The 23,295-nt window shown below is 55.2% G+C and carries 23 protein-coding genes; 18 read left to right on the top strand and 5 right to left on the bottom strand.

What is annotated here, in order from left to right:
- The 10 genes from GXP58_05910 to GXP58_05865 all read left to right on the top strand — a co-directional run.
- Positions 1 to 698, top strand: a 698-nt coding sequence (locus GXP58_05910; protein ID NOY53141.1) for a TIGR00159 family protein, incomplete at its 5' end; no start/stop codon positions are given.
- Between the two features lie 19 nt (positions 699 to 717).
- Complete coding sequence (locus GXP58_05905; protein ID NOY53140.1) at positions 718 to 1,674, top strand: hypothetical protein; 957 nt, start codon at positions 718 to 720, stop codon at positions 1,672 to 1,674.
- 60 nt (positions 1,675 to 1,734) lie between these two features.
- Positions 1,735 to 3,090, top strand: coding sequence for a phosphoglucosamine mutase (locus GXP58_05900; GenBank protein ID NOY53139.1), 1,356 nt, complete (start codon positions 1,735 to 1,737; stop codon positions 3,088 to 3,090).
- Positions 3,091 to 3,120: 30 nt separating this feature from the next.
- Positions 3,121 to 3,834 (top strand): pyridoxine 5'-phosphate synthase, encoded by a 714-nt coding sequence (locus tag GXP58_05895; GenBank protein NOY53138.1) that lies wholly within the window; start codon positions 3,121 to 3,123, stop codon positions 3,832 to 3,834.
- Between the two features lie 103 nt (positions 3,835 to 3,937).
- On the top strand, positions 3,938 to 5,530 hold the full coding sequence (locus GXP58_05890; protein ID NOY53137.1) for an NAD(P)H-hydrate dehydratase: 1,593 nt from the start codon (positions 3,938 to 3,940) through the stop codon (positions 5,528 to 5,530).
- Positions 5,531 to 5,570: 40 nt separating this feature from the next.
- Positions 5,571 to 6,317 (top strand): hypothetical protein, encoded by a 747-nt coding sequence (locus GXP58_05885; protein NOY53136.1) that lies wholly within the window; start codon positions 5,571 to 5,573, stop codon positions 6,315 to 6,317.
- Positions 6,318 to 6,348: 31 nt separating this feature from the next.
- Entirely contained in the window at positions 6,349 to 6,798 is a 450-nt protein-coding gene (locus GXP58_05880) for a CBS domain-containing protein (protein ID NOY53135.1), read from the top strand.
- 2 nt (positions 6,799 to 6,800) lie between these two features.
- Positions 6,801 to 7,268, top strand: a complete 468-nt coding sequence (tsaE, locus tag GXP58_05875) for a tRNA (adenosine(37)-N6)-threonylcarbamoyltransferase complex ATPase subunit type 1 TsaE (GenBank protein ID NOY53134.1) — start codon at positions 6,801 to 6,803, stop codon at positions 7,266 to 7,268.
- Between the two features lie 34 nt (positions 7,269 to 7,302).
- On the top strand, positions 7,303 to 7,578 hold the full coding sequence (locus GXP58_05870; GenBank protein NOY53133.1) for a DUF507 family protein: 276 nt from the start codon (positions 7,303 to 7,305) through the stop codon (positions 7,576 to 7,578).
- A gap of 59 nt (positions 7,579 to 7,637) precedes the next feature.
- A complete protein-coding gene (locus tag GXP58_05865; protein ID NOY53132.1) occupies positions 7,638 to 7,919 on the top strand; it encodes a DUF507 family protein in 282 nt (93 codons plus the stop codon).
- Between the two features lie 23 nt (positions 7,920 to 7,942).
- Here the strand turns inward: GXP58_05865 and argJ are convergent, their stop codons facing one another.
- From argJ to GXP58_05840, 5 genes are all read right to left on the bottom strand, one after another.
- Positions 7,943 to 9,157 (bottom strand): bifunctional glutamate N-acetyltransferase/amino-acid acetyltransferase ArgJ, encoded by a 1,215-nt coding sequence (gene argJ / locus GXP58_05860; GenBank protein ID NOY53131.1) that lies wholly within the window; start codon positions 9,155 to 9,157, stop codon positions 7,943 to 7,945.
- A gap of 9 nt (positions 9,158 to 9,166) precedes the next feature.
- Entirely contained in the window at positions 9,167 to 10,207 is a 1,041-nt protein-coding gene (locus GXP58_05855; protein NOY53130.1) for an N-acetyl-gamma-glutamyl-phosphate reductase, read from the bottom strand.
- A gap of 43 nt (positions 10,208 to 10,250) precedes the next feature.
- Positions 10,251 to 10,646: a 30S ribosomal protein S9 gene (rpsI, locus tag GXP58_05850; GenBank protein NOY53129.1), complete on the bottom strand. Its 396-nt coding sequence runs from the start codon at positions 10,644 to 10,646 to the stop codon at positions 10,251 to 10,253.
- 19 nt (positions 10,647 to 10,665) lie between these two features.
- Positions 10,666 to 11,100, bottom strand: coding sequence for a 50S ribosomal protein L13 (gene rplM, locus GXP58_05845; GenBank protein NOY53128.1), 435 nt, complete (start codon positions 11,098 to 11,100; stop codon positions 10,666 to 10,668).
- Between the two features lie 99 nt (positions 11,101 to 11,199).
- Positions 11,200 to 11,838 (bottom strand): MBL fold metallo-hydrolase, encoded by a 639-nt coding sequence (locus tag GXP58_05840; GenBank protein ID NOY53127.1) that lies wholly within the window; start codon positions 11,836 to 11,838, stop codon positions 11,200 to 11,202.
- A 258-nt stretch (positions 11,839 to 12,096) separates the two neighbouring features.
- On the opposite strand from GXP58_05840, the gene GXP58_05835 reads away from it, so the two are divergent.
- The 8 genes from GXP58_05835 (at position 12,097) to GXP58_05800 (ending at position 23,276) form a co-directional block, all read left to right on the top strand.
- A complete protein-coding gene (locus tag GXP58_05835) occupies positions 12,097 to 14,163 on the top strand; it encodes a serine protein kinase (protein NOY53126.1) in 2,067 nt (688 codons plus the stop codon).
- Positions 14,164 to 14,205: 42 nt separating this feature from the next.
- Positions 14,206 to 15,312, top strand: a complete 1,107-nt coding sequence (locus GXP58_05830; GenBank protein NOY53125.1) for a DUF444 family protein — start codon at positions 14,206 to 14,208, stop codon at positions 15,310 to 15,312.
- Positions 15,312 to 16,838, top strand: a complete 1,527-nt coding sequence (locus GXP58_05825; protein NOY53124.1) for a SpoVR family protein — start codon at positions 15,312 to 15,314, stop codon at positions 16,836 to 16,838. Before GXP58_05830 ends, GXP58_05825 begins: the two co-directional genes overlap by 1 nt.
- Positions 16,839 to 17,057: 219 nt before the next feature.
- Positions 17,058 to 18,632, top strand: a complete 1,575-nt coding sequence (gene murJ, locus GXP58_05820) for a murein biosynthesis integral membrane protein MurJ (GenBank protein ID NOY53123.1) — start codon at positions 17,058 to 17,060, stop codon at positions 18,630 to 18,632.
- A 188-nt stretch (positions 18,633 to 18,820) separates the two neighbouring features.
- Positions 18,821 to 20,041 carry a divergent polysaccharide deacetylase family protein gene (locus GXP58_05815; GenBank protein NOY53122.1) on the top strand — a complete coding sequence of 407 codons (1,221 nt, stop codon included), beginning with the start codon at positions 18,821 to 18,823 and terminating at the stop codon, positions 20,039 to 20,041.
- A 16-nt stretch (positions 20,042 to 20,057) separates the two neighbouring features.
- Positions 20,058 to 21,137: a tRNA (adenosine(37)-N6)-threonylcarbamoyltransferase complex transferase subunit TsaD gene (gene tsaD, locus GXP58_05810; GenBank protein NOY53121.1), complete on the top strand. Its 1,080-nt coding sequence runs from the start codon at positions 20,058 to 20,060 to the stop codon at positions 21,135 to 21,137.
- Complete coding sequence (gene dusB, locus GXP58_05805) at positions 21,134 to 22,141, top strand: tRNA dihydrouridine synthase DusB (protein ID NOY53120.1); 1,008 nt, start codon at positions 21,134 to 21,136, stop codon at positions 22,139 to 22,141. Before tsaD ends, dusB begins: the two co-directional genes overlap by 4 nt.
- Positions 22,125 to 23,276, top strand: coding sequence for a PAS domain-containing protein (locus GXP58_05800; protein NOY53119.1), 1,152 nt, complete (start codon positions 22,125 to 22,127; stop codon positions 23,274 to 23,276). The genes dusB and GXP58_05800 overlap by 17 nt, the downstream gene beginning before the upstream one ends.
- Positions 23,277 to 23,295 lie beyond the last annotated feature (19 nt).

Genomic DNA, 23,295 nt, shown 5'->3' with positions numbered 1-23,295 from the left:
TCAAGGGGACCCGGGCGCTGCAGATGCTCCTGGGGCTGACCATTCTGGTCATGTCCTCTTTTCTCTTCAAATGGGCGAAATTCTATACCATTAGTTGGCTTTTGAACAATCTCTGGGCCTATCTGGCTTTGGGGGTGTTGATCATCTTCCAACCCGAGATCCGCCGGGCGCTGGCCCATGTGGGTCGGAACCCCCTTTTTTATACTTTGAATCCGGAGGCGGAGGCGAAGACCATTGACGAGCTGGTCAAGGCGTCGACGACTATGGCGAGCCGGAAGATCGGGGCGCTGATCCTGATTGAACGGGAGAACAATACCGAAGGGTTGATCGAGATGGGAACGATCCTCGATTCAAAATTGAGCAAAGAAATTCTCCTGAGCATTTTTCTTCCCTATTCGCCGATTCATGATGGAGCGGTCATTGTCCGAAAGAATCGTATCAAGGCCGCCGGCTGTTTTCTTCCCCTGACGCTCAACCTGAATCTGAGCAAGGAATTAGGGACCCGGCATCGTGCCGCAGTGGGGATTACGGAAGAAACCGATGCCATTGTGGTGGTCGTCTCCGAAGAGACGGGGACCATCTCCGTGGTGATCGGGGGGAAGATCACCCGGGATCTGGATGCACAGGCCCTGCGCCGCGTCCTGACAAATCTGACACAGCCCCAGCGGAAACAGACGAAACGGCCGATTCTGGGATAAGGGATTTCGGAGGAACGAGATGGGACGGATTACGGATACCGTGCTGAAGGATTTCTGGATCAAGGTTTTTTCCCTTGTTTTTGCCGTCTTCCTTTGGATTTCCATCGTGGGAGGCGAGAGCGGCGAGGAGTTTTTTGTCGTTCCGCTGACCATCACGAACATCCCCGGAAATATGATCATCAGTAACGATGTGATCAACTATGTGAATGTCCGGGTTCGGGGCCGGCGGGGGGCACTGCGATCCCTCGACACAAAGCAGATTCATGTGATCCTCGACCTGACCGATGCACGGGAAGGGGAGAACAATATGACGATCTTCCCGGAAGAGATTCAACTTCCCGAAGGGCTCTCGGTCGTCCGGGTCAGCCCCTCCCGATTTACCATTCAACTTGACCGGCTGACCGAAAAGTGGCTTCTCGTGGTCCCCTCCTTTTTAGGCGCCCCGGCACAAGGGTACAAACTCGGCCGCATAGAGGTTTCGCCGACCAAGGTTCCCGTGCTGGGATTAGAAGAGGCCCTGCTCGGGCAGGAAGAGATCGAGACGCATCATATTGAACTCTTCGGGAAGAAACAATCTTTTACCGTGGAGGCTGATCTGAAACCTCTGAATGGAAATGTTCATATCAAGGGAGATCACAAGGTCAAGGTGAAGGTCGGGATTGTCGTTAAAACTCTGGAACGAACCTTCAAGGCACTACCGGTCCAGGTGAGGGGGACCTATCAAAAAATCGTTCTGAAGCCGGACAAGGTCAGTCTCACCCTCTCCGGTCCGGAGAAAATTATTCGGGAGTTGATTCCGGGGAGCAATATCCGGGTGATTGTTCCTGCACCGCAAATGAGCGGGACCTTTGATGTGACTCCTGAAGTTGTTCTTCCTCCGTCGGTTCACATGGTCAAGATGATACCGGAGACCATCCATGTCGGGATTCTGTTGAAGAAAGCACCTGCGGAGAAAAAGCGACACAAAGGAAAGTAGGCGGTCCGGGAGGATTACAATCAGAATTAAGAATAGTTATTGAACAGGAGGGAAAGTCCATTGGGTAAACTTTTTGGAACGGACGGGGTCAGGGGCGTGGCGAATGTCTATCCCATGAATGTGGAAACGGCGGTCAAGCTGGGACGGGCGGCGGCGCATATTTTCAAGAAATCCAAAGAGGGCCGGCATAAAATCATGATCGGAAAGGACACACGTCTTTCCGGATACATGCTGGAGAGCGCGCTCATGTCCGGGATCTGTTCCATGGGGGTCGACGTCCTTCTCGTAGGTCCCCTCCCGACACCGGCCATTGCCTTTTTGACAAAGAACCTCCGGGCCGATGCCGGGGTGGTGATTTCCGCTTCTCACAATCCTTATCAGGATAATGGAATCAAGTTCTTTTCCGCCGAGGGGACCAAACTCCCCGATGAGATGGAGGCGAATATGGAGGCGCTGATCTTTTCCGACGATATCGACTCCATCCGTCCGACGGCCGGGGAGGTCGGCAAGGCCTACCGGATTGATGATGCCGAAGGGCGGTATGTCTCCTATATCAAGACGGCCTTTCCCAAGGAATATGATCTCGTGGGGATGAAGATCGTGGTCGACTGTGCCAATGGGGCGGCGTACAAGGCGGCTCCTCTCGTTTTCCAGGAGTTGGGTGCGGAGGTCCTTGTTCTCGGAGACCGGCCGGACGGTTGCAATATCAACAAGGGGTGCGGCTCCCTTCATCCGGAAGTGATCTGCAAGGCCGTGCGGGAACACCAGGCCGATATTGGAATTTCCATTGATGGGGACGGCGACCGGGTCATTTTCTCCGATGAAGAAGGCAGGGAGGTCAACGGGGACCCGGTGATGGTCTTTTCCGCCATTGACATGAAAGACCGGGGGGGCTTGCAGGGCAACACCCTGGTGACCACGGTGATGAGTAACATGGGGTTGGAAGTTGCTCTAAAAGAGGCGGGAATCCGGGTGATTCGGACGAAGGTCGGGGACCGTTACGTGGCCGAAGAGATGATCCGCTCCGGCTACAATCTCGGTGGGGAACAGTCCGGCCATATTCTTTTCATGGATTACAACACGACGGGAGATGGTGTCCTTTCCGCACTGCAGGTCCTCTCCCTCATGAAGCGGAGCGGGAAGAAACTTTCGGAATTGGCTTCGATGATGACGACCTACCCGCAGACCCTGTTAAATGTGATGGTGCGGGAAAAACTTCCATTACAAGCGATTCCGGAGGTCCGGTCCGAGATTCAACGGGTGGAGGGACAACTCCGGGAAGAAGGGCGGGTCCTGGTCCGCTATTCCGGTACCGAACCGAAGGCGCGGGTCATGATTGAAGGACCGGATCAGGATACGATTGACGAGATGGCCCGATCTATTGCCGAGGTCATTCAACGGCAGATCGGGGCATAAGGTCTCTCTCTGCCAAGAAAGGAGTATGCTTTGGCACGTCTGGGTGTCAATATCGATCATGTGGCGACGGTTCGTCAGGCAAGGCTGACGACGGAACCGGATCCGGTGGCGGCGGCAATCCTTGCGGAACTGGCCGGGGCTGACGGGATTACCATCCATCTTCGGGAGGACCGGCGTCATATTCAGGACCGGGACCTCACGCTGATCCGGCAGGTGGTGCAGTCAAAGCTGAATCTGGAGATGGCGGCGACCCCGGAGATGGTGAAGATCGCCCTGAAGGAACAGCCCGATGCCGTCTGCCTGGTTCCGGAGAAGAGGCAGGAACTGACCACGGAAGGGGGACTCGATGTTGTCTCCCTGGCGAAAGGTCTGAAGGAGCCGATCCGGAAATTACGAAAGAAAAAGATCGAAGTCAGCCTTTTTGTTGATCCGGACCCCCGGCAGGTGATTGCCGCCAAAGAGCTGTCGGCGGATGCCGTGGAAATTCATACCGGACTGTATGCCAATGCACGCAGCGCCCGTGACCGTGAGCGGGAACTGAAGCGGATTGTCCGGGCCGTGGAAATCGCCTGTGATGTGGGAGTCGGCATTCATGCCGGACACGGACTGACCTATCGGAATGTTGCGCCCGTCGCGGAGATTGCCGCGATCGAGGAATTCAATATCGGTCACAGCATCATCGCCCGGGCGATCCTGATCGGTCTGGAGCGGGCCGTCCGGGAGATGAAGGCATTGGTAGGCTGATAAGAGCAAAAGCAATGAACCACGGGGAACACGGAGAACACGGGGATAGACCTGGGGAGCAGGGGTCTCAGGCACACAGGCACACTGAAAGCTCAATCTTGCTATGAAACAGATGAAGGACAGGAAGAAATCTGATCCGGCTCCATCTTCGCACAAGGTCGCTACTGCCGAGCAGATGCGTGCTCTTGACCGGGAGGTCATTGAACGATACGGGATTCCCGGCATCGTCCTGATGGAAAACGCAGCTCTCGGGGTGGTCCGTGCTATGGAGGAACGGTACGGGGACCTCTGTGGGAAAAAGGTGGTTGTAATCTGCGGGAAGGGGAACAACGGAGGGGATGGTTTTGCCGTAGCCCGTCATCTTTCAAACCGGGGGGCCGGGGTGCATCTCTTTCTTCCGGGGGATCCGAATCTTCTCCGGGGGGATGCTGCGACCAACCTGCGGATCTGTCGGATGATGAAGATCCCTCTGGTTCCCGTGACCACGAATAGTGGATTGCGTTCTCTGGCATCGTATTTGAGTCGATGTGATCTGGTCATTGATGCCCTCCTTGGGACGGGGATCAAACCGCCGGTTCGGGGAATGATTGCCGAAGTGATTAAGCGGATCAATCGTTATGCCGGCCCGGTGATTTCCGTTGATCTTCCCAGCGGTCTTTCCGCCGATACCTCCGCTGTCCTGGGAGAGGTGGTGGAGGCCGATCTGACGGTTACCTTCGGCCTGTCGAAGATCTCCCTCACTCAGTATCCTTCTTTATCCGTTGCAGGCCATGTCGTGATTGCCGACATCAGCCTTCCCGTGGAATGCGTGGAGAAGGCCGGGATCCTTGTGGAATGGATCGGTGACGAGATCCTCCGGTTACTTCCGAAACGGCGTGCGGATGCCCACAAGGGGAGTGTCGGAAAGGTTCTTTTGGTTGCCGGCTCCAAGGGGATGCCGGGGGCGGCGGTGATGACGGCACTTTCGGCTCTTCGAGTGGGGACCGGCCTGGTCTATGCCGCCCTGCCGTCTTCAATCGAGGGGACCTTTCTGAAACGGCTGATGGAAGGGATTGTCATCCCGCTCGATGATTCGGACCGGGACCATCTGACGCCTGCCTCCCTGAGGTCAATTTTACAGGCCGCCAAAGGGAAAAACGTGGTGGCTGTCGGCCCCGGAATCGGTCTTGACCCGGAGACGGGGGAAATGGTACGATCCCTCATACAAACGGTCCGGATTCCCGTGATTCTTGATGCCGACGGGATTAACCAGATTGCTGCGGATCCTGAGATCCTCCGGAAGGCGAAGGCCCCTCTGATCCTGACGCCTCATCCGGGAGAGATGGCCCGGTTAACGGGGGTCTCAAAAGAAGTCCTGACTACGCTGCGGATTGACCTGGCCCGTTCTTTTGCAAGGGAGTTCGGGGTGATCCTCATTCTCAAGGGAGCCCGGACCGTGATTGCCGATCCCGGGGGGCGGTGCTGGATCAACACGACAGGGAATTCCGGCATGGGAACCGCCGGGATGGGGGACCTGCTCACAGGGATGATTGCCGGGCTGGTCGCACAGGGAATGAATCCCCTGGCGGCGTCGAAGGCCGGTGTTTATATCCATGGGCTGTGCGGGGATCGAGCAGCCGGTCGTTTGGGAAAACGGAGTCTGATTGCCCGGGATCTTTTACATGAGGTCCCTTGTGTTTTAAAAGCGTGTGGTTAAACTCAGTAATGTTTCTTGGGAATGGCGAAAGGAGGAGGGGATGAAAAGAATTCTATTGATGACAGGGTGCGTGATCTTCTGGATGGTCTCTGTGGCTGCAGCAGCGGAAATTTCTGTTAAGCCGATGTACTGGAAGCCGGATCTCAATGCCGAAGCAAAGATTCAGAAAAGTTCGGTCGGGGAAAAAGTCGATTTCGTCAATGAACTCGGTTTGGATAATGAGTCTATTCCCGGGATTACGGTTGATCTTAAACTCGGCCGGAGCCAGCATTTTCTGCTTTCCTACTGGTCCGTCGGGTATGATAACCACAATCAGAACCTGAAGACCAAGGTCCGGTTTAATGGGGAAACATTTTCCGTAGGGACAAAGGTATCCACCACGCTGGATCTTGATGCTCTGGGGGCCGGATATGCCTTCGACCTGTTGCAGTCTGAGAGTTTTCGGGCAGGTTTTATCCTGAATGTAAACTATTATTCCATCTATGCCAAATTAAAATCTTCCATGACTTCGACGGATAACAAGGCGAACCTGGTCCTGCCCATGCCGGGGATCCGTCTCGGCGCCGGGTTCCTGCAAAACAAAGTGGAACTCACGGGGCAGTTGACGGGTCTCTGGTGGAAGGGGAGCGGCTTCTGGGATGGGAACGTGGAGCTGTCTTACCGACCGATTAACAATCTGTCGTTTGCCCTCGGGTATCGCGCGATTCATTTTGATATCTCCGATAACGGTGATCGTGCCAACGTAAAGCTGGAAGGCCCCTCCGTTTCGGCAACACTCCGATTTTAATAACGCTCGAACTTTCCGGAGAATATAGAAGATGCTTCAGGCGAAAGACATTATGACCCGGGAGGTCATCACTGTTGAGAAACAGACATCGGTGAAAGATCTGGCGCGACTTCTGATAAAGAAGAATATCAGCGGTGTTCCCGTTGTCGAGGCCGATGGAACGCTCTGCGGGATTGTGACGGAAAAGGACCTGATTTCCCGTGATAAAAAACTGCATCTTCCTACGGTGGTGACCCTCTTTGATGCCGTGATCTACCTGGAAAGCGAGAAACACTTCAAAGAGGACTTGAAGAAATTGGCTGCCTCGACCGTGGAAGACATTATGGTCTCCGAGGTGGAGACGATTTCGGAAGAGACTACCCTTCGGGAAATCGCAACCTTGATCGCAGACCAGGGGAAGGATCTCCTTCCTGTACTTCGGGAGGGGGAGATGGTTGGAATTGTGGGGAAGGCCGATGTGGTCAGGTCGATGATTGAATAACCATGCGGGATTGCATACGGTCTTATTCCGAAAAGCAGACGCGGGCATGGGGAGAACGGATCGGGAGAAGACTTGTCGGAGGGGAGATCCTGGCCCTGCAGGGCAATCTGGGTGCCGGCAAGACCTGTCTGGTGAAAGGGATTGCCCGGGGGATGGGGATTGATGAAGAAGATGTGGTCAGCCCGACCTATACTCTGATTCGCGAGATTGAAGGTCCTTTGCGGTTGTTCCACATTGATCTCTACCGGCTTGAAGATCCTGATGACCTTGAGAATATCGGTTTTTATGATGCCTTTGAAAAGGATGCCGTTACGGTGATCGAGTGGCCGGACCGCTTTTTTGAATGGCTTCCGGAGCCTTATCTGCTGTTGGAACTGAGACGGTTTTCGGAAGAGGGGCGTGAATTGGAGTTTCGCTCCCGGGGAGATCGTTTCCAGGGTTTAATCAGGGCACTCCGGGAAGATCCGTAAAGTGTTTTCGGCTATTTTCAGAAGGACCTGTTCCATGCTGACTGACGGACAGATACAGCGGATTGCAGAGCGGATTACCAATACCTTTGATAGCGAAGAAGTTGATCTTCACCGGACGAAGGAGGAAATCGTTCAGGAGATCATTGCCGTCCTCTCTCGCAACATGGCGGAAGAACGGCGGATTAACGACGAATGTGACCGAATCATGGATCAATATGCCCGGGAGATCGATCGGGGAAGTGTGGACCCCCACAGGATGTTTCTGATGATCAAGAAAAAGTTGGTCAAGGAAAAGGGTTTTATCCTGTAAGAGGGCCGGTGTGGTGCAAGAAAAGTCAAGAGCAGACTTGACCCCTTTTGGAGGTTCTTGTGCGGTTAAGTGAAGAACGGATCTCCCATCTTTCGCATCTGATTCTCGATCAGCTTCTCAACAAGGGGTTCCTCTTTGTCTCCGAGCTTGAGGAACCGGCGCTGCGCCGGAAGATTAAAACGGTCTTTCTCGGCGAACTGAGCAAAGAAGATGAACTCGATGACCGTGTCCGGAAAAAAATTGCATCCTATCGAAGGGATATCCCGGAGGGGAGCAGCGAATGGGATATCCTGTATCAACGATTTTACAATGAGGAGAAGGGAAAGAGTGGATCGCGGTAGCCGGTTTGTGGAAAGAATGACTTTCAGGAGCGGTACTCGGCATTGATCCGGACATAGTCATAGCTCAGGTCCGAGGTATAGACCTCGGTTTCGGCTGTGCCGAGATTCAGGTCGACGGTAATCTGAATCTTCCTTTTCTTGAGGAGCCGTGCGGCTTCTTTTTCCTCTGCCGCCCCGGAAGGGCAGCCCCCTTTCACGATCTGGATATCGCCGAAATAGATGTCGACCGATTCCGGTCGAAAAGGAACGCCGGCCGTCCCGGCGGACGACAAGATCCTGCCCCAGTTGGCATCTTCCCCGAACAGGGCCGTCTTGACAAGGCTGGAGGTGGCGATGGCCTTGGCTATTTTCAGGCACTCCTGCGTTTTTCTTCCGTGGATCACCCGAAGGGTGATGAACTTTGTTGCGCCTTCCCCGTCTTTGACGATCTCCTGTGCCAGTTCGAGACAGATCCCGTTCAGTGCTTTCTGAAAACCGGAGGAGATTAGTTCTCCTTCCTCAATCCGGATTCCGGATGCGCCGTTTGCCAGGATCAGAACCGTGTCGTTGGTGCTCGTGTCCCCATCGACGGTGATCCGGTGAAAGGATCGGTCCACCGCAGTACGGAGCGCCTTCTTCAGCAGGGCGGGAGCAATCGCTGCGTCGGTTGTAAAAAATGCGAGCATGGTGGCCATGTCGGGGTGAATCATTCCGGAACCTTTGGCAATCCCCCCGATCCTGAAGCGGCCGGTCTTTTCCCGGATTTCAACCGCCTTCGATTTGGGGAAGGTATCGGTCGTCAGGATGGCCCGGGCGGCTTGTGCGTTTCCCCGCCCGGAAAGTTTTGCTGCCACGAGCGGGATTGCAGGAAGGATCTTTTCCATCGGCAGGGGCTGCCCGATTACGCCGGTTGAAGCGACGGCGATATCCTGCGCGCAGAGGTTGAAACAGCGTGCCGTCTCCGCCGCCATGGCCGTTGTGTCGTCCTTCCCGCGTCGGCCTGTGCAGGCATTGGCATTCCCGCTGTTGACGATGACCGCCCGAAGTTTTTCCTTTCGGAGGATTTTTCGTGTCCAGACGACGGGTGCTGCAACGACCCGGTTCCGGGTGAAGACGCCTGCGGCGGCGGCGTCCCGGTCGGAGAAGAGGAGAGCCAGGTCCGGGGTGTTGTCTTTCTTGATTCCGCAGGCAAGACCTGCAGCCTGGAATCCCGCAGGCGCAGTGACACCGCCCGTGATGGACCGGATTGTCGCAGTCATTGGAATGTCCTATGGGCTCAGCGCTGGAAACTGCAGACCGGCCGTTTCTTCAAATCCCATCATGAGATTCATGTTCTGTACGGCCTGACCGGCGGCTCCCTTGACGAGGTTGTCGATGGCCGATGTGATAATCACCCTGCCGGTCCGCGGATCGGCCTTCAGGCCGATATCGCAGAAGTTGGTACCCCGCACCTGTTTTGTGTTCGGAAGAACTCCTTCAGGGAGGACCCTGACGAAGGGTTCTCCTTGATAGAAGTTCTGATAGATCCCTAACAGATCCCGGGTGGAAACCTGTTCTAAGAGGGTTGCATAGATGGTGTTGTAGACTCCCCGGTTCATCGGGATCAGGTGCGGTGTGAAGTTGATGGTAACCTTTTCCCCTGCCGACAGAGAAATTTCCTGCTCGATCTCCGGTGTGTGCTGGTGTTCCCCGATCCGGTAGGCCGTGAGCGATTCGTTGACTTCGGGAAAGTGGAGATGGGCCTTCGGGGATTTTCCTGCACCGGTGACGCCGGACTTGGCATCAAAGATCATTCCCTGAAGATTAACCTTCTCCTCCCGGATCAGGGGAGTGATTCCCAGAATGGCGCCGGTCGGGTAACAGCCGGGATTCGCGATCCGTTTTGCGTTCACGATCCGCTCCCGGTGCAGTTCCGGCAATCCGTAGATCCACCGGTCCGGAAGATCCGGGGCGGTATGTTCATAATGATACCACTGGGGATAAAGATTCCGGTCATGGAGCCGGAAGTCTGCGCTGAGATCGATGATCCGGACGGAATTGTTCGTGATCCGCTGCATGACCTTCATCGATTCTCCATGGGGGAGTGCCGTAAAGAGAAGATCGACGTCCTGTAAAAAGGTGTCTTCCTGCAGTGACTCAAAAGTCAGGTCGTAGAGATCCTGAAATTGTGGAAAAATTTCCGTGATATGGCAGCCGGCGCTCCGTTCCGATGTGATCCTGATAACCGAGGCTTCCGGATGATGATGGAGGATCCGGAGGAGTTCCGATCCCGTATATCCCGTGGCGCCGGCAATGGCGATCTTGATCATGGCGAAGACCTCAAAAAAAAAGGCCCGAAGGCCTTTTTTTGTTTTAACGTTTCGAGAACTGGAACTTTTTCCTTGCTTTCGGCTGTCCCGGTTTTTTCCGTTCTTTCTTCCGCGGATCCCGGGAGATCAGTCCGGCTTTTTTCAGCACGGCCCGGTTGGAACCGTCCTGAAGAGAAAGTGCCCGGGAAATCCCGTGACGGATGGCGCCGGCCTGTCCGGAAATTCCCCCGCCGGTTACATTGACCAGTACATCAAATTTACCGACGGTCTCGGTCAATTCAAAGGGCTGCTGGACCATCATGTGGAGCGTCTCACGCCCTCCGAGGTATTCCTTCATTTCTTTACGATTGATGATCATCCGCCCCGTACCTTCCGAAAGATAGACCCTCGCGGCGGCATTCTTTCTTTTTCCCGTGGCGTAGATACGCTCCTGATTCATTCTGCTTGGCCTCCCTCGTTTATGATGTCACCGAATATGATTCCGGTTTCTGCGCGGTGTGTTTGTGTTCCGGTCCGGCATAGATTTTCAGTTTTTTCAGCATGGCCCGACCCAGGCGGTTCTTCGGCAGCATCCCCCGTACGGCAAAACGAATCAGACGGTCGGGATGTTTTTCCAGAAGCTTCCCTGCCGTGATCTGTTTCAGACCTCCCTGATAGCCGCTGTAATGATAGTAGTTTTTTTGATCTAATTTTCGTCCCGTCAGCCGGACCTTTTCCGCATTGACGATGATCACGAAAGACCCCGTATCGACATGCGGCGTATAGGTCGGTTTGTTTTTCCCGGTCAGCAGGACGGCGATCTTTGCTGCAAGGCGTCCCAGCGTAGCGCCTTCGGCATCAATGACATACCAGCCGCGTTCCGTGTCTTCTTTTTTTGCCATAAAGGTTTTCATCCAATGCTCCTTCGAGTATTTTTACAGAACTTCATATTTATAAAGAAGTTAGGGGCTGATGTCAAGAAAAATTTGACGCAAATTGAAACGTTTTTTCTATCAATAGGGATGTTTGAAGTCCGTCAGGAAGGGATTGGTCCGTTTTTCCCGACCGATGGTCGATGCCGGCCCATGCCCGGGGTGGATGGCGATTCCGTCACCGAGCGGCAGGATCCGGTTCTGGATGGAGACCATGAGGTCCCGAAAGGAGCCGCCGGGCAGATCGCTCCGCCCGATGGAATCCGCAAAAAGGGTGTCCCCGGTGAAGAGAAGATCGCCGCTTCGGTAACAGACGCCTCCTTCGGAATGGCCCGGCGTGTGATAGACCTCAAAGGTCATTTCCCCGATCGTCAGGACTTCCCCGTCCATGACGAAACGGTCCGCCCCAGGGGAGGGGATTCCCTCCATTCCGAAGAGCCGGGCATGTTCCCCGGCGGCCGGCAGCAGGGGGGCATCTTTTTCATGGATCATAATGGGGGCGCCTGTTTTTTCTTTCAGCAACCGGTTGGCGCCGATATGATCAAAATGACCGTGGGTGTTCAGAATGGCGGCCAGGGTCAACCGTTCGTTTTTCAAGACGTTGAGGATCTTCTCTCCCTCATCGCCGGGGTCAATGACAACGGCCTTTGTCCCGGATTCCGGAGCGAGGATGTAACAGTTGACTTCGAGGGGACCGACGACCAGGCTTTTTAAAATCATTCTTCCGTTTCCTCTTTTCCCTTTTCTGTCGATCTTTTCCGGTCCGTATCTCCTGCGGTAGTAAGAAGAAACCAAGATAACGGCACTCTGATTAAAAATCAAGGGAAAAGGTCTTTCCGGATATGCAAAAACGTCAATATTTCCTGATGGTTAAATTGACTTTGAATGTTTCGTATGATACATTGAAGATGTTCAAATACAATACAGTTCTGATCTTGACTCTGCAACTGAAGAGGACCCATCAGGGGAGGAGTGATCATGAGCGAAAACAGTATCATCCACCATATCCAGGAACTCCAGAACACGGACAATTTCCAGACTCTCCACTGGCAAGGTTCATTCGAAGACTACCTCAATATTGTAAAGGAAGATCCCAGGGTGACTCGAAGCGCTTTCGAGAGGATCTATGATATGATCCTCAGTTACGGTACGGAGGCGTTCGAGGACAACAAACAACATCTTGTCCGGTACAAGTTTTTTGATGATCCTACGGCCGATGGGCGGGACGCTGTCTTCGGTCTGGAACGGCCCTTGATGCGGATGGTGAATGTCTTTAAGTCCGCCGCCCGTCGGTATGGGACGGAAAAACGGGTCTTGCTGCTCCATGGGCCGGTCGGGTGTGCGAAAAGCACCATCGTCCGCCTGATGAAGCGGGGGCTGGAGGTTTATTCCCGGACCGATGCGGGGGCCTTGTACACGATTGCCTGGACCTCTGCCGGGAAAGACGGAGGGGACAGCCATAATCGTCTCAGCGACGAGATGATCTGTCCCATGCATGAGGAGCCGCTCCACCTGATTCCCCTGGACTGGCGGGCGAAGGTTCTCGAAGAACTTAATGCAGGGCGGCCTCCGGAAGAGCGGGTTCATATTGAAGGAGAACTGTGTCCCTGCTGCCGTCAGATGTACAAGGAACTGATCTCCCGCTACCGGGGCGACTGGACACAGGTGTTGAACCACATACGGGTCCGTCGGGTCATTCTTTCCGAAAAGGACCGGGTCGGGATCGGAACTTTTCAGCCCAAGGATGAGAAGAATCAGGATTCTACGGAGTTGACTGGAGATATCAATTACCGGAAGATTGCCGAGTACGGTTCCGATTCGGATCCCCGTGCCTTCAATTTCGACGGGGAGTTCAACGTGGCCAACCGGGGACTGGTCGAGTTTATTGAAGTCCTCAAACTTGATGTCGCATTTCTCTATGACCTGTTGGGGGCGTCGCAGGAACACAAGATCAAACCGAAGAAGTTTCCCCAGACCGATATCGACGAGGTGATTATCGGTCATACGAACGCGCCGGAATACCGCAAACTCCAGAACAATGAGTTCATGGAGGCCCTCCGGGACCGGACGGTCAAGATCGACATTCCCTACATTACCCGGCTCGACGACGAGATCAAGATCTACGAAAAGGATTTCAATTCCGAAAAGATCCCCCATATCCATATCGCTCCCCATACGATCCAGACGGCGGCCATGTGGGCGATCCTGACCCGCCTCGAGGAACCGAAAAAGGCGCAGCTCACCCTGATGCAGAAACTGAAACTCTACAACGGGCAGTCGCTCCCCGGTTTCACCGAGGACAACGTTCTCGAACTTCGCCGGGAAGGGAAGAAGGAAGGGATGGAAGGGATCTCCCCCCGTTATATTCAGGACAAGATCTCCAATGCCCTTGTGAGCGACAAACATGAAGGGTGCATCAATCCCTTCATGGTGCTGAAAGAACTGGAGGGAGGGGTGGCCCATCATTCCCTGATCAGTTCGGATGAGATGCGGAAACGGTACAAGGAACTCCTCGCCGTGGTCCGGGAGGAATATGAGAATGTCGTCAAGAACGATGTGCAGCGGGCCATCTCGGCCGACGAGGAGTCGATCGCCAAGCTCTGTGCGAACTACATTGATAACGTCAAGGCCTATACCCAGAAGGAAAAGGTCCGGAACAAATATACCGGTGAAGATGAGGAACCGGATGAGCGGATGATGCGCTCCATCGAAGAGAAGATCGATATCCCGGACAGCCGCAAAGATGACTTCCGAAGTGAGATCATGAATTACATCGGCGCCCTCGCCGTGGATGGGAAGAAGTTCGACTACAAAACCAACGAACGGCTTCAGAAGGCGCTGGAACTGAAGCTCTTTGAGGATCAGAAGGACAGCATCAAGCTGACCAGTCTCGTCTCCTCGGCGGTGGTGGACGACAAGACGCAGGAGAAGATCGATGTGGTCAAAAGCCGCCTGATCCGGAACTACGGTTACTGCGATATCTGCGCCGGCGATGTCCTGCATTTTGTGGCGAGTATCTTTGCCCGGGGCGATGTGAAGAGTTAACGCCATTGCCGGGATCACTTCTGAGATGGAAGAGGGATACCCATGGCCGCGAGGATTGAAAAGGATTACAGCCGTTTCCGTCAGATCGTGAAGGGGACGATCCGGAAAAATCTCAAAAAGTATATCAGCCATTCCGAGATGATCGGGCGGAAGGGGAAGGACCTTGTGAGCATCCCCGTGCCCCAGATCGATCTTCCCCATTTCAAGTACGGTCACGAAGAGGTCGGCGGTGTCGGGCAGGGGGAGGGAGAGCCGGGCACGCCGATCGGGCAGGGGGATCCGGGAGAGGGGACGGGACAGGCCGGGGACCAGCCGGGTGAACACCTCCTCGAAGCGGAAATCAGCATCGAAGAATTAGCGGAGATCCTGGGGGAAGAGCTGGAACTGCCCCGGATCGAACCGAAGGGCAGGAAGAACATCATTTCCCGCAAAGGTCGCTACACCGGCATCCGCCGGGTGGGGCCGGAATCGCTCCGCCACTTCAAACGGACCTATCGAGAAGCCCTGAAACGGCAGATTATCTCCGGAACCTACAATCCCGACCGCCCGATCCTCATCCCCATCCGGGAAGACAGGCGGTACCGATCCTGGAAAGAACAGGTGAAACCGGAAAGCTCTGCCGTCATCCTCTACATGATGGATGTCTCCGGCTCCATGGGGGAGGAGCAGAAGGAACTGGTCCGGATCGAAAGTTTCTGGATCGAGACCTGGCTTCACTCGCAGTACGAAGGATTGCAGATCCGTTACATCGTTCACGACGCCACCGCCCGGGAGGTCGATTCGGAGACCTTTTACCGGACAAAGGAAAGCGGCGGGACGGTGATCTCCTCGGCCTACGAACTCTGCCGGAAGATCCTGAAACAGGAATACAACCCGGATGAGTGGAATATCTACCCCTTCCATTTTTCCGACGGCGACAACTGGAGCGGGGGCGACACGGCGCGGTGCCTGAAGCTTCTGAAAGATGAACTCCTTCCCGTGAGCAACCAGTTCTCCTACGGCCAGGTCAAGAGCCATTACGGCAGTGGACAGTTCATCAAGGACCTGCGGCAGCACCTCTCCGACGAGGAGAAGATGGTCGCCTCCGAAATCAACAGCCGGGATGACATTCTGCAATCGATCAAGGACTTCCTGGGAAAGGGGCGCTGATGCTGCTTCCACCGGAAATGGCCGAAATCAAGATGCGGATCCGGGACGTTGCCCTGGGGTACGGTCTTGATTTTTACGAGGTATTCTTCCACTTGCTTGATTTTGCGGGCATCAACCAGGTCGCGGCCTACGGCGGGTTCCCGACCCGCTATCCCCACTGGCGGTTCGGAATGGAATACGACCGGCTGAGCAAGGGTTATGCCTACGGACTGCAGAAGATCTATGAAATGGTCATCAACAATGATCCCGCCCATGCCTATCTGCTGAACGTCAATAACCTGGTGGACCAGAAGATCGTCATGGCCCATGTTTACGGTCACGTCGATTTTTTCAAGAATAACGACTGGTTTTCAAAAACGAACCGAAAGATGCTCGATGAAATGGCAAATCACGGGGTCCGGGTCCGGCGCCACATGGAGAAGTACGGAATGGAGAAGGTGGAAACCTTTCTTGACGCCTGCCTCTCACTGGAACACCTGATCGACTATCATGCTCCTTTTGTTCAGCGCAGGAAAAAGCCGACCGGCCGTACGCTTGACGAAGAAGAGAATCAAGCTCCCAGCACCCGAAAGTTTAAAAGCAAAGAGTACATGAACGATTTCATCAATCCCCGGGAATATATCGAAGCGCAGTTGGAGAAGGCCCGGGAGTCGATGGAGAGAAAGAAGGCCTTCCCCGAATCGCCGCAGAAAGATGTCCTGCAATTTCTGATCGAATATTCACCCCTGGAGAACTGGGAGCGGGATATCCTCTCGATCATTCGGGAAGAGAGTTACTACTTCGCGCCCCAGGGGCAGACCAAGATCATGAACGAAGGGTGGGCCAGCTACTGGCACTCGACGATCATGACGCAGAAGATCCTTCAGGACTCCGAACTGATCGACTACGCCGACCATCATTCCGGGACGATGGGGACCCGGCCCGGCGTAATCAACCCGTACAAGGTGGGGATCGAACTCTTCCGGGATATCGAAGACCGCTGGAACAGGGGACGGTTCGGGAAGGAATTCGAAGAATGTGAAAATGTCGCCGAGAAAAAGGCCTGGGATAAGCAACTCGGACTCGGCAGGGAAAAGATCTTCGAAGTCCGGAAGATCCATAACGACATTACCTTTATTGATACCTTCCTGACCCAGGAATTCTGCGACAAGCACAAGCTTTTCACCTACAAGTTCAATCGTCAAACGGGAATGTATGAGATTGCCGATCGGGACTATCGGAAGATCAAGGCCCAACTCCTTTTCGGACTGACCAACTTCGGACAGCCCCTCATCACGGTTATCGACGGGAACTACAGGAACCGGGGTGAATTGCTCCTCAAACACCAGTACGAAGGAATCGGTCTCAAGCAGGATTACGCCCGGGATACCCTCAAGAACATCCAGACCATCTGGCGGCGCCCGGTCTTTATCGAAACCGTCGTGAACGATGAAGCGACGCGGATCGGTTTTGACGGCAAAGAGGTCATCGAAGAAAAGATCCCCGCCGCCGAAAAAGAAGACACAGCCGAAAAGGTCGAGGCCTGATCTCCATTTTCTGTCGGGATCAAACTCGCCATGCCTCGGGAATTTCCGAAGTCCTTTCAAAAGATTATAGAGGTACGGTCTTTTGCGATTGTCCATATTCAGGGGGTATGCTATATTACCCGGCAATTTTCCCGTCCTGAATTTGTTGAGGTCCGCCTTCCGGGCTGCGCGGAAGGGATCCTTCAAAGCCGTTCCGCATTGATCTGAAACAGAGGAAACATGGGCAAGAATCAGGAGATTGCGAAGGCTGCCGGTATCATCGGCAGTGCCACCTTCCTGAGCCGGATTTTGGGATATCTGAGAGATGTCATCGTGGCCAATCTCTTCGGCGCCGGTTTGGCCACGGATGCCTTTATCGTCGCCAGCCGGATTCCCAACTACCTGCGCAGACTCTTCGGAGAAGGGACCTTGAACGCGTCCCTGGTCCCGGTTTTCTCGGAATATCTGACCCGCCGGTCCAAAAGCGAAGCATGGGAACTGGCCAACGTGGTCATGACTTCCATTTCAGCGCTGGTAACGTTATTGACTCTTCTCGGGATCTTCTTTGCTCCCTGGGTCGTGCGGGGCCTGGCCCCCGGGTTCTCCGACAATCCTGAACAGTTTGCACTGGCCGTTTTGCTGACGCGGGTCACTTTCCCTTTTGCCGTCTTTATCGGGATCTCCGCAGCGGTGATGGGGGTCTTGAATTCCCTGAAACACTTCGGCGCCCCCGCCCTGGCCCCGGCCATTCTGAACATTATGATGATTCTCTGTGCCCTGTTTCTATCGCCCCATCTGTCCGTGCCGATCCTGAGTCTTTCCATCGGCATCCTGTTGGGAGGGATCTTTCAGCTTCTCGTGCAGGTTCCCTTTTTATGGAAAAGAGGCTTCCGTTTTCGATTCCGGTTTCAGCCGCGTCATCCTGGGTTTCAGCGTGTCGTCCGTCTGATGGTCCCCGGTATCATCGGCCAGAGCGTACTCCAGATCAACATCTTCATCGGAAATATTCTGGCCTCCTTCCTCCCCACGGGGAGTATTTCCTTTCTCTTTTTTGCCGATCGGCTGGTGCAGTTTCCTCTGGGAGTCTTTGGTATCTCCGCCGCCACGGCGATGTTGCCCACGCTGTCACAGCACGCCGCCGAAAAGAATCTCCCGGGGATGGTGGAGACCCTTGGCCGGACCATGCGATTAGTCATTTTTCTCATGCTTCCTTCCCTGGTGGGGCTGTCCGTATTGAGCGTTCCCATCGTCAGTGCACTCTTCCAGCGGGGAAATTTCAGCTATTCCGCGACCGTTGCCACGGCGCAGGCCCTTCTCTATTATTCCCTGGGGCTGTGGGCCTTTGCGGAAGTACGCGTGGTCGCTCAGGTTTATTATGCTCTGCAGGATACCTGGACGCCGATGAAGATCGGCGCCACGGCCGTTCTGGCCAACGTCGTGCTGAGCCTGGTTCTCATGGGGCCTCTGAAGCATGGGGGACTGGCCCTGGCCAATTCTCTCTCCTCCATGCTGAACGTTTCCCTGTTGGTCTGGATTCTCAGAAAACGGGTCGGTCCCCTCGGGGGGACGGCCTTTCTCCGTCTTCTGCTGAAAATTCTTCCCGCTTCGGCGATCCTCGGATTTTGTGCGTACTACGGGGCGGGAACGGCTCTCTGGAAACTTCATGGACATACGCTGGAAAAATTTTATAGGCTGGGCTGGGGGATCCTTTTGGGGGGCGGCGGCTATACGGTGATGTGTCTCCTTTTTCGTGTCGAAGAGGTCCGGATGGTCCGGGACTGGCTTTTGAGGCGTTCCGGGAGTCCCCATCGTTAAGGATTGATGAAGTCGTAAAAAGTCGTTTTCCGGATTCCGTTCATGGTTCGACAAGCTTCCGAGCATGGTCGAACCACACGAACGGAATATCAATCACTTACACCGTTCGCCCTGAGTACGCCTGTCCTGAGCCGGCCGAAGGGTCGAAGGGCTTCGTGACTTTTTACGACACCATCAAGGATTGATGAATGAAAAAAAATAAAAAACGGCGGTCCCGAAAAATGGGGCGGAAAAACAATCGTTCTCTCTGGTTCACGATCGGTTCCGTACTCTTCTTTCTGGCCGCCGCTGTCTCGATTCTTCTCTATTTTGAAGTTCACCGCGAACGTTTTTCCGAATGGGTCGGGGCCGGCAAAAAACATGCCGAGAGGAAAATCTCATCGGTGGAATACGATCTCGTGCTGAAACGATTCGACCGGTATCTGGACGGGTTACTGAAAGATGCCCATGTCGCCCGGAGAAATATCCGGGTACACAGAACACGCAGGAAGGGTCCGAAGGGCACATTTATCTCCAAACGGGTGGAAGTGGATCTTTCCCGGAGGGAGACGCTTTCCCTGTTTGAGATGAAACTGAATCGGTATGTCCGTCAATTCCCCGGTGTTTTTCTCCGGACACGTCATGAGCTTGCGGGGAAAAAAGAGCGGACGATCCTGAGTCTGTATGTGGGGAGTACGATTGTACGGAGCGTCGTTCTCGTTTCTCTTGTTCCGGCGGCAGGTGCCGGGGAAAAACCTTCGGGGCCGCGCGTGGCCATTATTGTGGACGACATCGGCGCAGGCCTTGCTCCGCTCAACAGCCTGATCGCTCTGAATGTTGCGATCACTTTTTCCGTTTTGCCGGACTTGCGCCATTCGAAAGACGCCGTTCGGGAGATTGTTGATCACCACCGGGAATTGATGCTTCATCTGCCGATGGAGCCGATCGATTCTTTAGAACACCGGCCCGGGTCGGACGCTCTCCTGGTGAAGATGGGGGAAAAGGAGATCCGGGAGCGGGTCCGGCGATTACTCGATCTTTATCCCCGGATCGCCGGTGTGAACAACCATATGGGATCGCGGTTTACGCAGGATCGGGACCGGATGGCGGTGGTCCTGGAGGAAATCAAAAAACGGGACCTCTTCTTTGTGGACAGTCTGACGACAAGCCGTTCCGTTGCGTATGAGGAGGCGAGGCGGTTGGGAGTTCCTGCGGCCCGGCGGGATATATTTCTCGATGATGTGATCCATCCTGATGCTGTGGAAAAACAGATTGGGCGTTTGATTGAACGGGCACAGGAAAAGGGCTTTGCGATTGCCATCTGCCACCCCCATGCCGTTACCCTGGAGGCACTCCGGGATGCACTGGGACGATTTCGTGCCGCGGGAATCAGGATTGTACCCGTTTCGGAGTTGCTTGATCGGTCGTAATCCGTTAGGTTATAGCATGCTTTGTTTAGGGATTGAAACCTCCTGTGATGAGACCTCGGCCTCGGTCGTGGAAGACGGCCGGGAGATCCGTTCCAATATTATCTCCTCGCAGGTGGAGATACACAGTAAGTATGGCGGGGTGGTTCCGGAACTTGCATCCCGGCATCATGTGGAACAGGTGACCCAGGTCGTGGATGCGGCGCTCATGGACGCCGGGGTCTCCCTCCAGCAGATTGACCTGATCGGTGCAACCTGCGGACCCGGTCTGATCGGCGCCTTGCTGGTCGGGCTCTCTTACGCCAAGGCCCTGGCTTTTGCCGGAGGCATCCCCTTCGTCGGGGTCCATCATATCGAGGGGCATATCCATGCCGTCACCCTGGAGCGGGAAGTCCCCACCCCCTACCTCTGTCTCGTGGTCTCCGGCGGGCATACGGCGTTGATCCATGTGCGGGCTTTCGGAGAGTACCGGGTGCTGGGAAAAACCCGGGACGACGCCGTCGGGGAGGCCTACGACAAGGTTGCCAAGATGATGGGATTGGGATATCCCGGCGGACCCGTCATCGATCGATTGGCGCATCAGGGAAATCCCTGTTTTGTACGATTCCCCCGCTCCATGCTGAAGAACGACTCTCTCGATTTCAGTTTCAGCGGGCTGAAAACGGCCGTCCTGAATTTTCTGTTACGGAATGGCTGGGGTCCGGAAGGGGAGGGGGCAGAGGGGTTGCGGGAACATTTGAGTGATGTTGCCGCCTCCTTTCAGGAGGCCGTCATGGAAGTCCTGATCACAAAGACGATGACGGCACTGCACCGGGAAGGGTTGGCGCGTGTCACGCTGGGGGGGGGGGTTGCCGCCAACGGGATGCTGAGAAGACGGCTGGCCCAGGCCGCTGAAAAGGAAGGGGCTGTCTGTTCCCTGCCGTCTTCCATCCTTTGTACGGACAATGCCGCCATGATTGCCGCCGTTGCTTCCCGCTATCATGCACGGGGCATCGTGGACGATCTCTCCCTCAATGCTTCGGCGGCGCTTCGCCTGGGACACCATTTCTCTCGTGCGAACAGAGACAGGGAGAAGAAAGAAGAGGACTCGTCATCATGAAAATCGGTTCCCTTGAACTTGGAATGGGACTGGTGATGGCGCCGATGGCCGGTGTGACCGGTTCCCCTTTTCGCAGGATTACCCGCCGTCTCGGCGCCGACCTGGTCTGTACCGAGATGATTTCGGCGGCGGCGCTCTCCCGCAATCCGAAGGTTTGTGAACCTTACATGCCCCATCCTCTCGATCCCCGTCCGATCTCCGCCCAGCTCTTCGGTGCCGAACCGGAGGAGATGGAAAAGGCCGCGGCACTCTTGACGGAAAGAGATCCGGATCTGATCGATATCAATATGGGATGTCCCGTAAAGAAGGTGGTCCGCTCCGGTTCCGGGGCTGCGCTGCTCCGGAACCTCGACCACGCCGCCCGTATCGTGCGGAGTGTGGTTCGTGCAACACCGCTGCCGGTGACTGTGAAGTTTCGTTCCGGTTGGGATCATGAGAGCCTCTGTGCAGCGGAGGTGGCCCGAATGGCGGAGGGCGAGGGGGCCGCTGCCGTGATCCTCCATCCCCGCACGAAGACCCAGGGGTTCGGCGGCCGGTCGGAGTGGGAAGAGATCCGGAAGGTCAAGGAGACCGTGAAGATCCCGGTCATCGGAAACGGAGATATCCGGACGCCTGGGGATGCCGCCGACATGCTCCGTCGGACCGGTTGCGACGGGATGATGATCGGCCGTGCGGCATTGGGCGACCCGTGGATTTTCGAGCGGATCCGTACCTATCTGCTGACCGGTGAAATTCCTTCCCGTCCGTCGCCCCGGGAAATTTATTCCGTTCTGCGGGATCAGCTCATTTGTGAAGTTGAGCTTTCCGGCAAAACCCGTGCCGTTTTCAGGATGCGGAAATTCGCTTCCTGGTATTCCCGGGGGCTGCCGGCATCTACGGCTTTCCGGGACCGGATTAACCATGTGCTGACCTGCGAGGATTTCCTCTGTGAGATGGAATCCTTTTTCCTGCAAAAGGGGCCTTCCCCGAAGGCGGCGGGCTTGGCCTATGAAATCGGAACGTGAATCCATGAGTGTGCCCGACGGAGAGAAAGCCCCTCCTTCTCTGGAGGAGGTCCGGGATTATTACCATAATATCCTGGCGGGATTGGTGGACGGGATTGTTGTGGTGGACGCTGCATTACGGATCATGATCTTCAGCGCCTCCGCCGAACAGATGACCGGCCTCAAGGCGCAGAACGTACAGGATCGGACGATGACGGATGTTTTCGCCGGAGAGAAGAAACTCCATCACCTTGTCGAAAAGACCCTGACCACGGGGAGGGGCCATACCGATTCCAGCTTTTCCTTCAAGACCTTCCGGAGAGAACATCGCTCTCTCGGTCTGACCACTTCCCCCCTGCTGGACCGGGATGGAAACCCTTCGGGGGTCGTGATCGTCTTTCGGGACCTGACCCGGATGAAATCCCTGGAGGAGCGGGTCCGTCAGGGGGAGCGTCTTGCCTCCCTCGGGGTTCTCGCTGCCGGCATGGCCCATGAGATCAAAAACCCCCTCGGGGGAATCCGCGGGGCCGCACAACTGCTCCGGGAGGAACTATCGTCGGAATCCTCCTGTATCGAATACACGGATGTCATGATCCGGGAGGTCGACCGGTTGAACAAGATCGTGGAAGGACTGCTCGATTTTTCAAGACCGGCGCCGCTTCATCTTAGGGCCATGAATGTCCATCAGGTACTGGACCATGTGGCGGAACTGGTGAAGATGGAGTATGGAGGGAGATCGATCTCCATCGTTCGGGAATACGACCCGAGCCTGCCGGAAATAGTGGGTGATCCCGACCCGTTGACCCAGGTCTTTCTCAACTTTTGCCGGAACGGGATCGATGCAATGGGCGGTGCGGGGGAATTAACGTTGACTACCCGGATTCTGCCCGGCTACCAGGTTCGTCGGGGTGATTCCGTCAAACGCCGAATGATTTCCGTGGAAGTGAAAGACCGGGGCTGCGGGATTCCTGCGGAAAATCTGAAGAAGATCTTCTTACCTTTTTATACCGGGAAACCGGACGGCGTGGGCCTGGGGTTAGCGCTGTGTCACCGGATGATCGAGGAACATGGCGGGAAGATCGATGTCGTCAGCCGGCCCGATGAGGGAACCTGTGTTCGTACATCTTTGCCGGTGGCTGCCGCCACGGAGTTGTGATTCGTCAACGGAAAAATCT

Source organism: Deltaproteobacteria bacterium (genome assembly GCA_013151235.1).
In the GTDB taxonomy this organism is placed as follows: domain Bacteria; phylum CG2-30-53-67; class CG2-30-53-67; order CG2-30-53-67; family CG2-30-53-67; genus JAADIO01.
The sequence above is the reverse complement of the archived record's forward strand: the minus strand, read 5'-3'. Positions and strand labels throughout refer to the sequence as shown.

Excerpts from the sequence above, each read along its gene's own strand:
- GXP58_05905 (NOY53140.1), top strand. The coding sequence starts at position 718 with ATGGGACGGATTACGGATACCGTGCTGAAGGATTTCTGGATCAAGGTT.
- GXP58_05835 (NOY53126.1), top strand. The coding sequence starts at position 12,097 with ATGAGCGAAAACAGTATCATCCACCATATCCAGGAACTCCAGAACACG.
- rplM (NOY53128.1), bottom strand. The coding sequence starts at position 11,100 with ATGAAAACCTTTATGGCAAAAAAAGAAGACACGGAACGCGGCTGGTAT.
- tsaD (NOY53121.1), top strand. The coding sequence starts at position 20,058 with ATGCTTTGTTTAGGGATTGAAACCTCCTGTGATGAGACCTCGGCCTCG.
- GXP58_05800 (NOY53119.1), top strand. The coding sequence starts at position 22,125 with ATGAAATCGGAACGTGAATCCATGAGTGTGCCCGACGGAGAGAAAGCC.
- murJ (NOY53123.1), top strand. The coding sequence starts at position 17,058 with ATGGGCAAGAATCAGGAGATTGCGAAGGCTGCCGGTATCATCGGCAGT.
- rpsI (NOY53129.1), bottom strand. The coding sequence starts at position 10,646 with ATGAATCAGGAGCGTATCTACGCCACGGGAAAAAGAAAGAATGCCGCC.
- argJ (NOY53131.1), bottom strand. The coding sequence starts at position 9,157 with ATGACTGCGACAATCCGGTCCATCACGGGCGGTGTCACTGCGCCTGCG.
- GXP58_05870 (NOY53133.1), top strand. The coding sequence starts at position 7,303 with ATGCTGACTGACGGACAGATACAGCGGATTGCAGAGCGGATTACCAAT.
- dusB (NOY53120.1), top strand. The coding sequence starts at position 21,134 with ATGAAAATCGGTTCCCTTGAACTTGGAATGGGACTGGTGATGGCGCCG.
- tsaE (NOY53134.1), top strand. The coding sequence starts at position 6,801 with ATGCGGGATTGCATACGGTCTTATTCCGAAAAGCAGACGCGGGCATGG.
- GXP58_05825 (NOY53124.1), top strand. The coding sequence starts at position 15,312 with ATGCTGCTTCCACCGGAAATGGCCGAAATCAAGATGCGGATCCGGGAC.
- GXP58_05880 (NOY53135.1), top strand. The coding sequence starts at position 6,349 with ATGCTTCAGGCGAAAGACATTATGACCCGGGAGGTCATCACTGTTGAG.
- GXP58_05890 (NOY53137.1), top strand. The coding sequence starts at position 3,938 with ATGAAACAGATGAAGGACAGGAAGAAATCTGATCCGGCTCCATCTTCG.
- GXP58_05830 (NOY53125.1), top strand. The coding sequence starts at position 14,206 with ATGGCCGCGAGGATTGAAAAGGATTACAGCCGTTTCCGTCAGATCGTG.
- GXP58_05885 (NOY53136.1), top strand. The coding sequence starts at position 5,571 with ATGAAAAGAATTCTATTGATGACAGGGTGCGTGATCTTCTGGATGGTC.
- GXP58_05815 (NOY53122.1), top strand. The coding sequence starts at position 18,821 with ATGAAAAAAAATAAAAAACGGCGGTCCCGAAAAATGGGGCGGAAAAAC.
- GXP58_05840 (NOY53127.1), bottom strand. The coding sequence starts at position 11,838 with ATGATTTTAAAAAGCCTGGTCGTCGGTCCCCTCGAAGTCAACTGTTAC.
- GXP58_05855 (NOY53130.1), bottom strand. The coding sequence starts at position 10,207 with ATGATCAAGATCGCCATTGCCGGCGCCACGGGATATACGGGATCGGAA.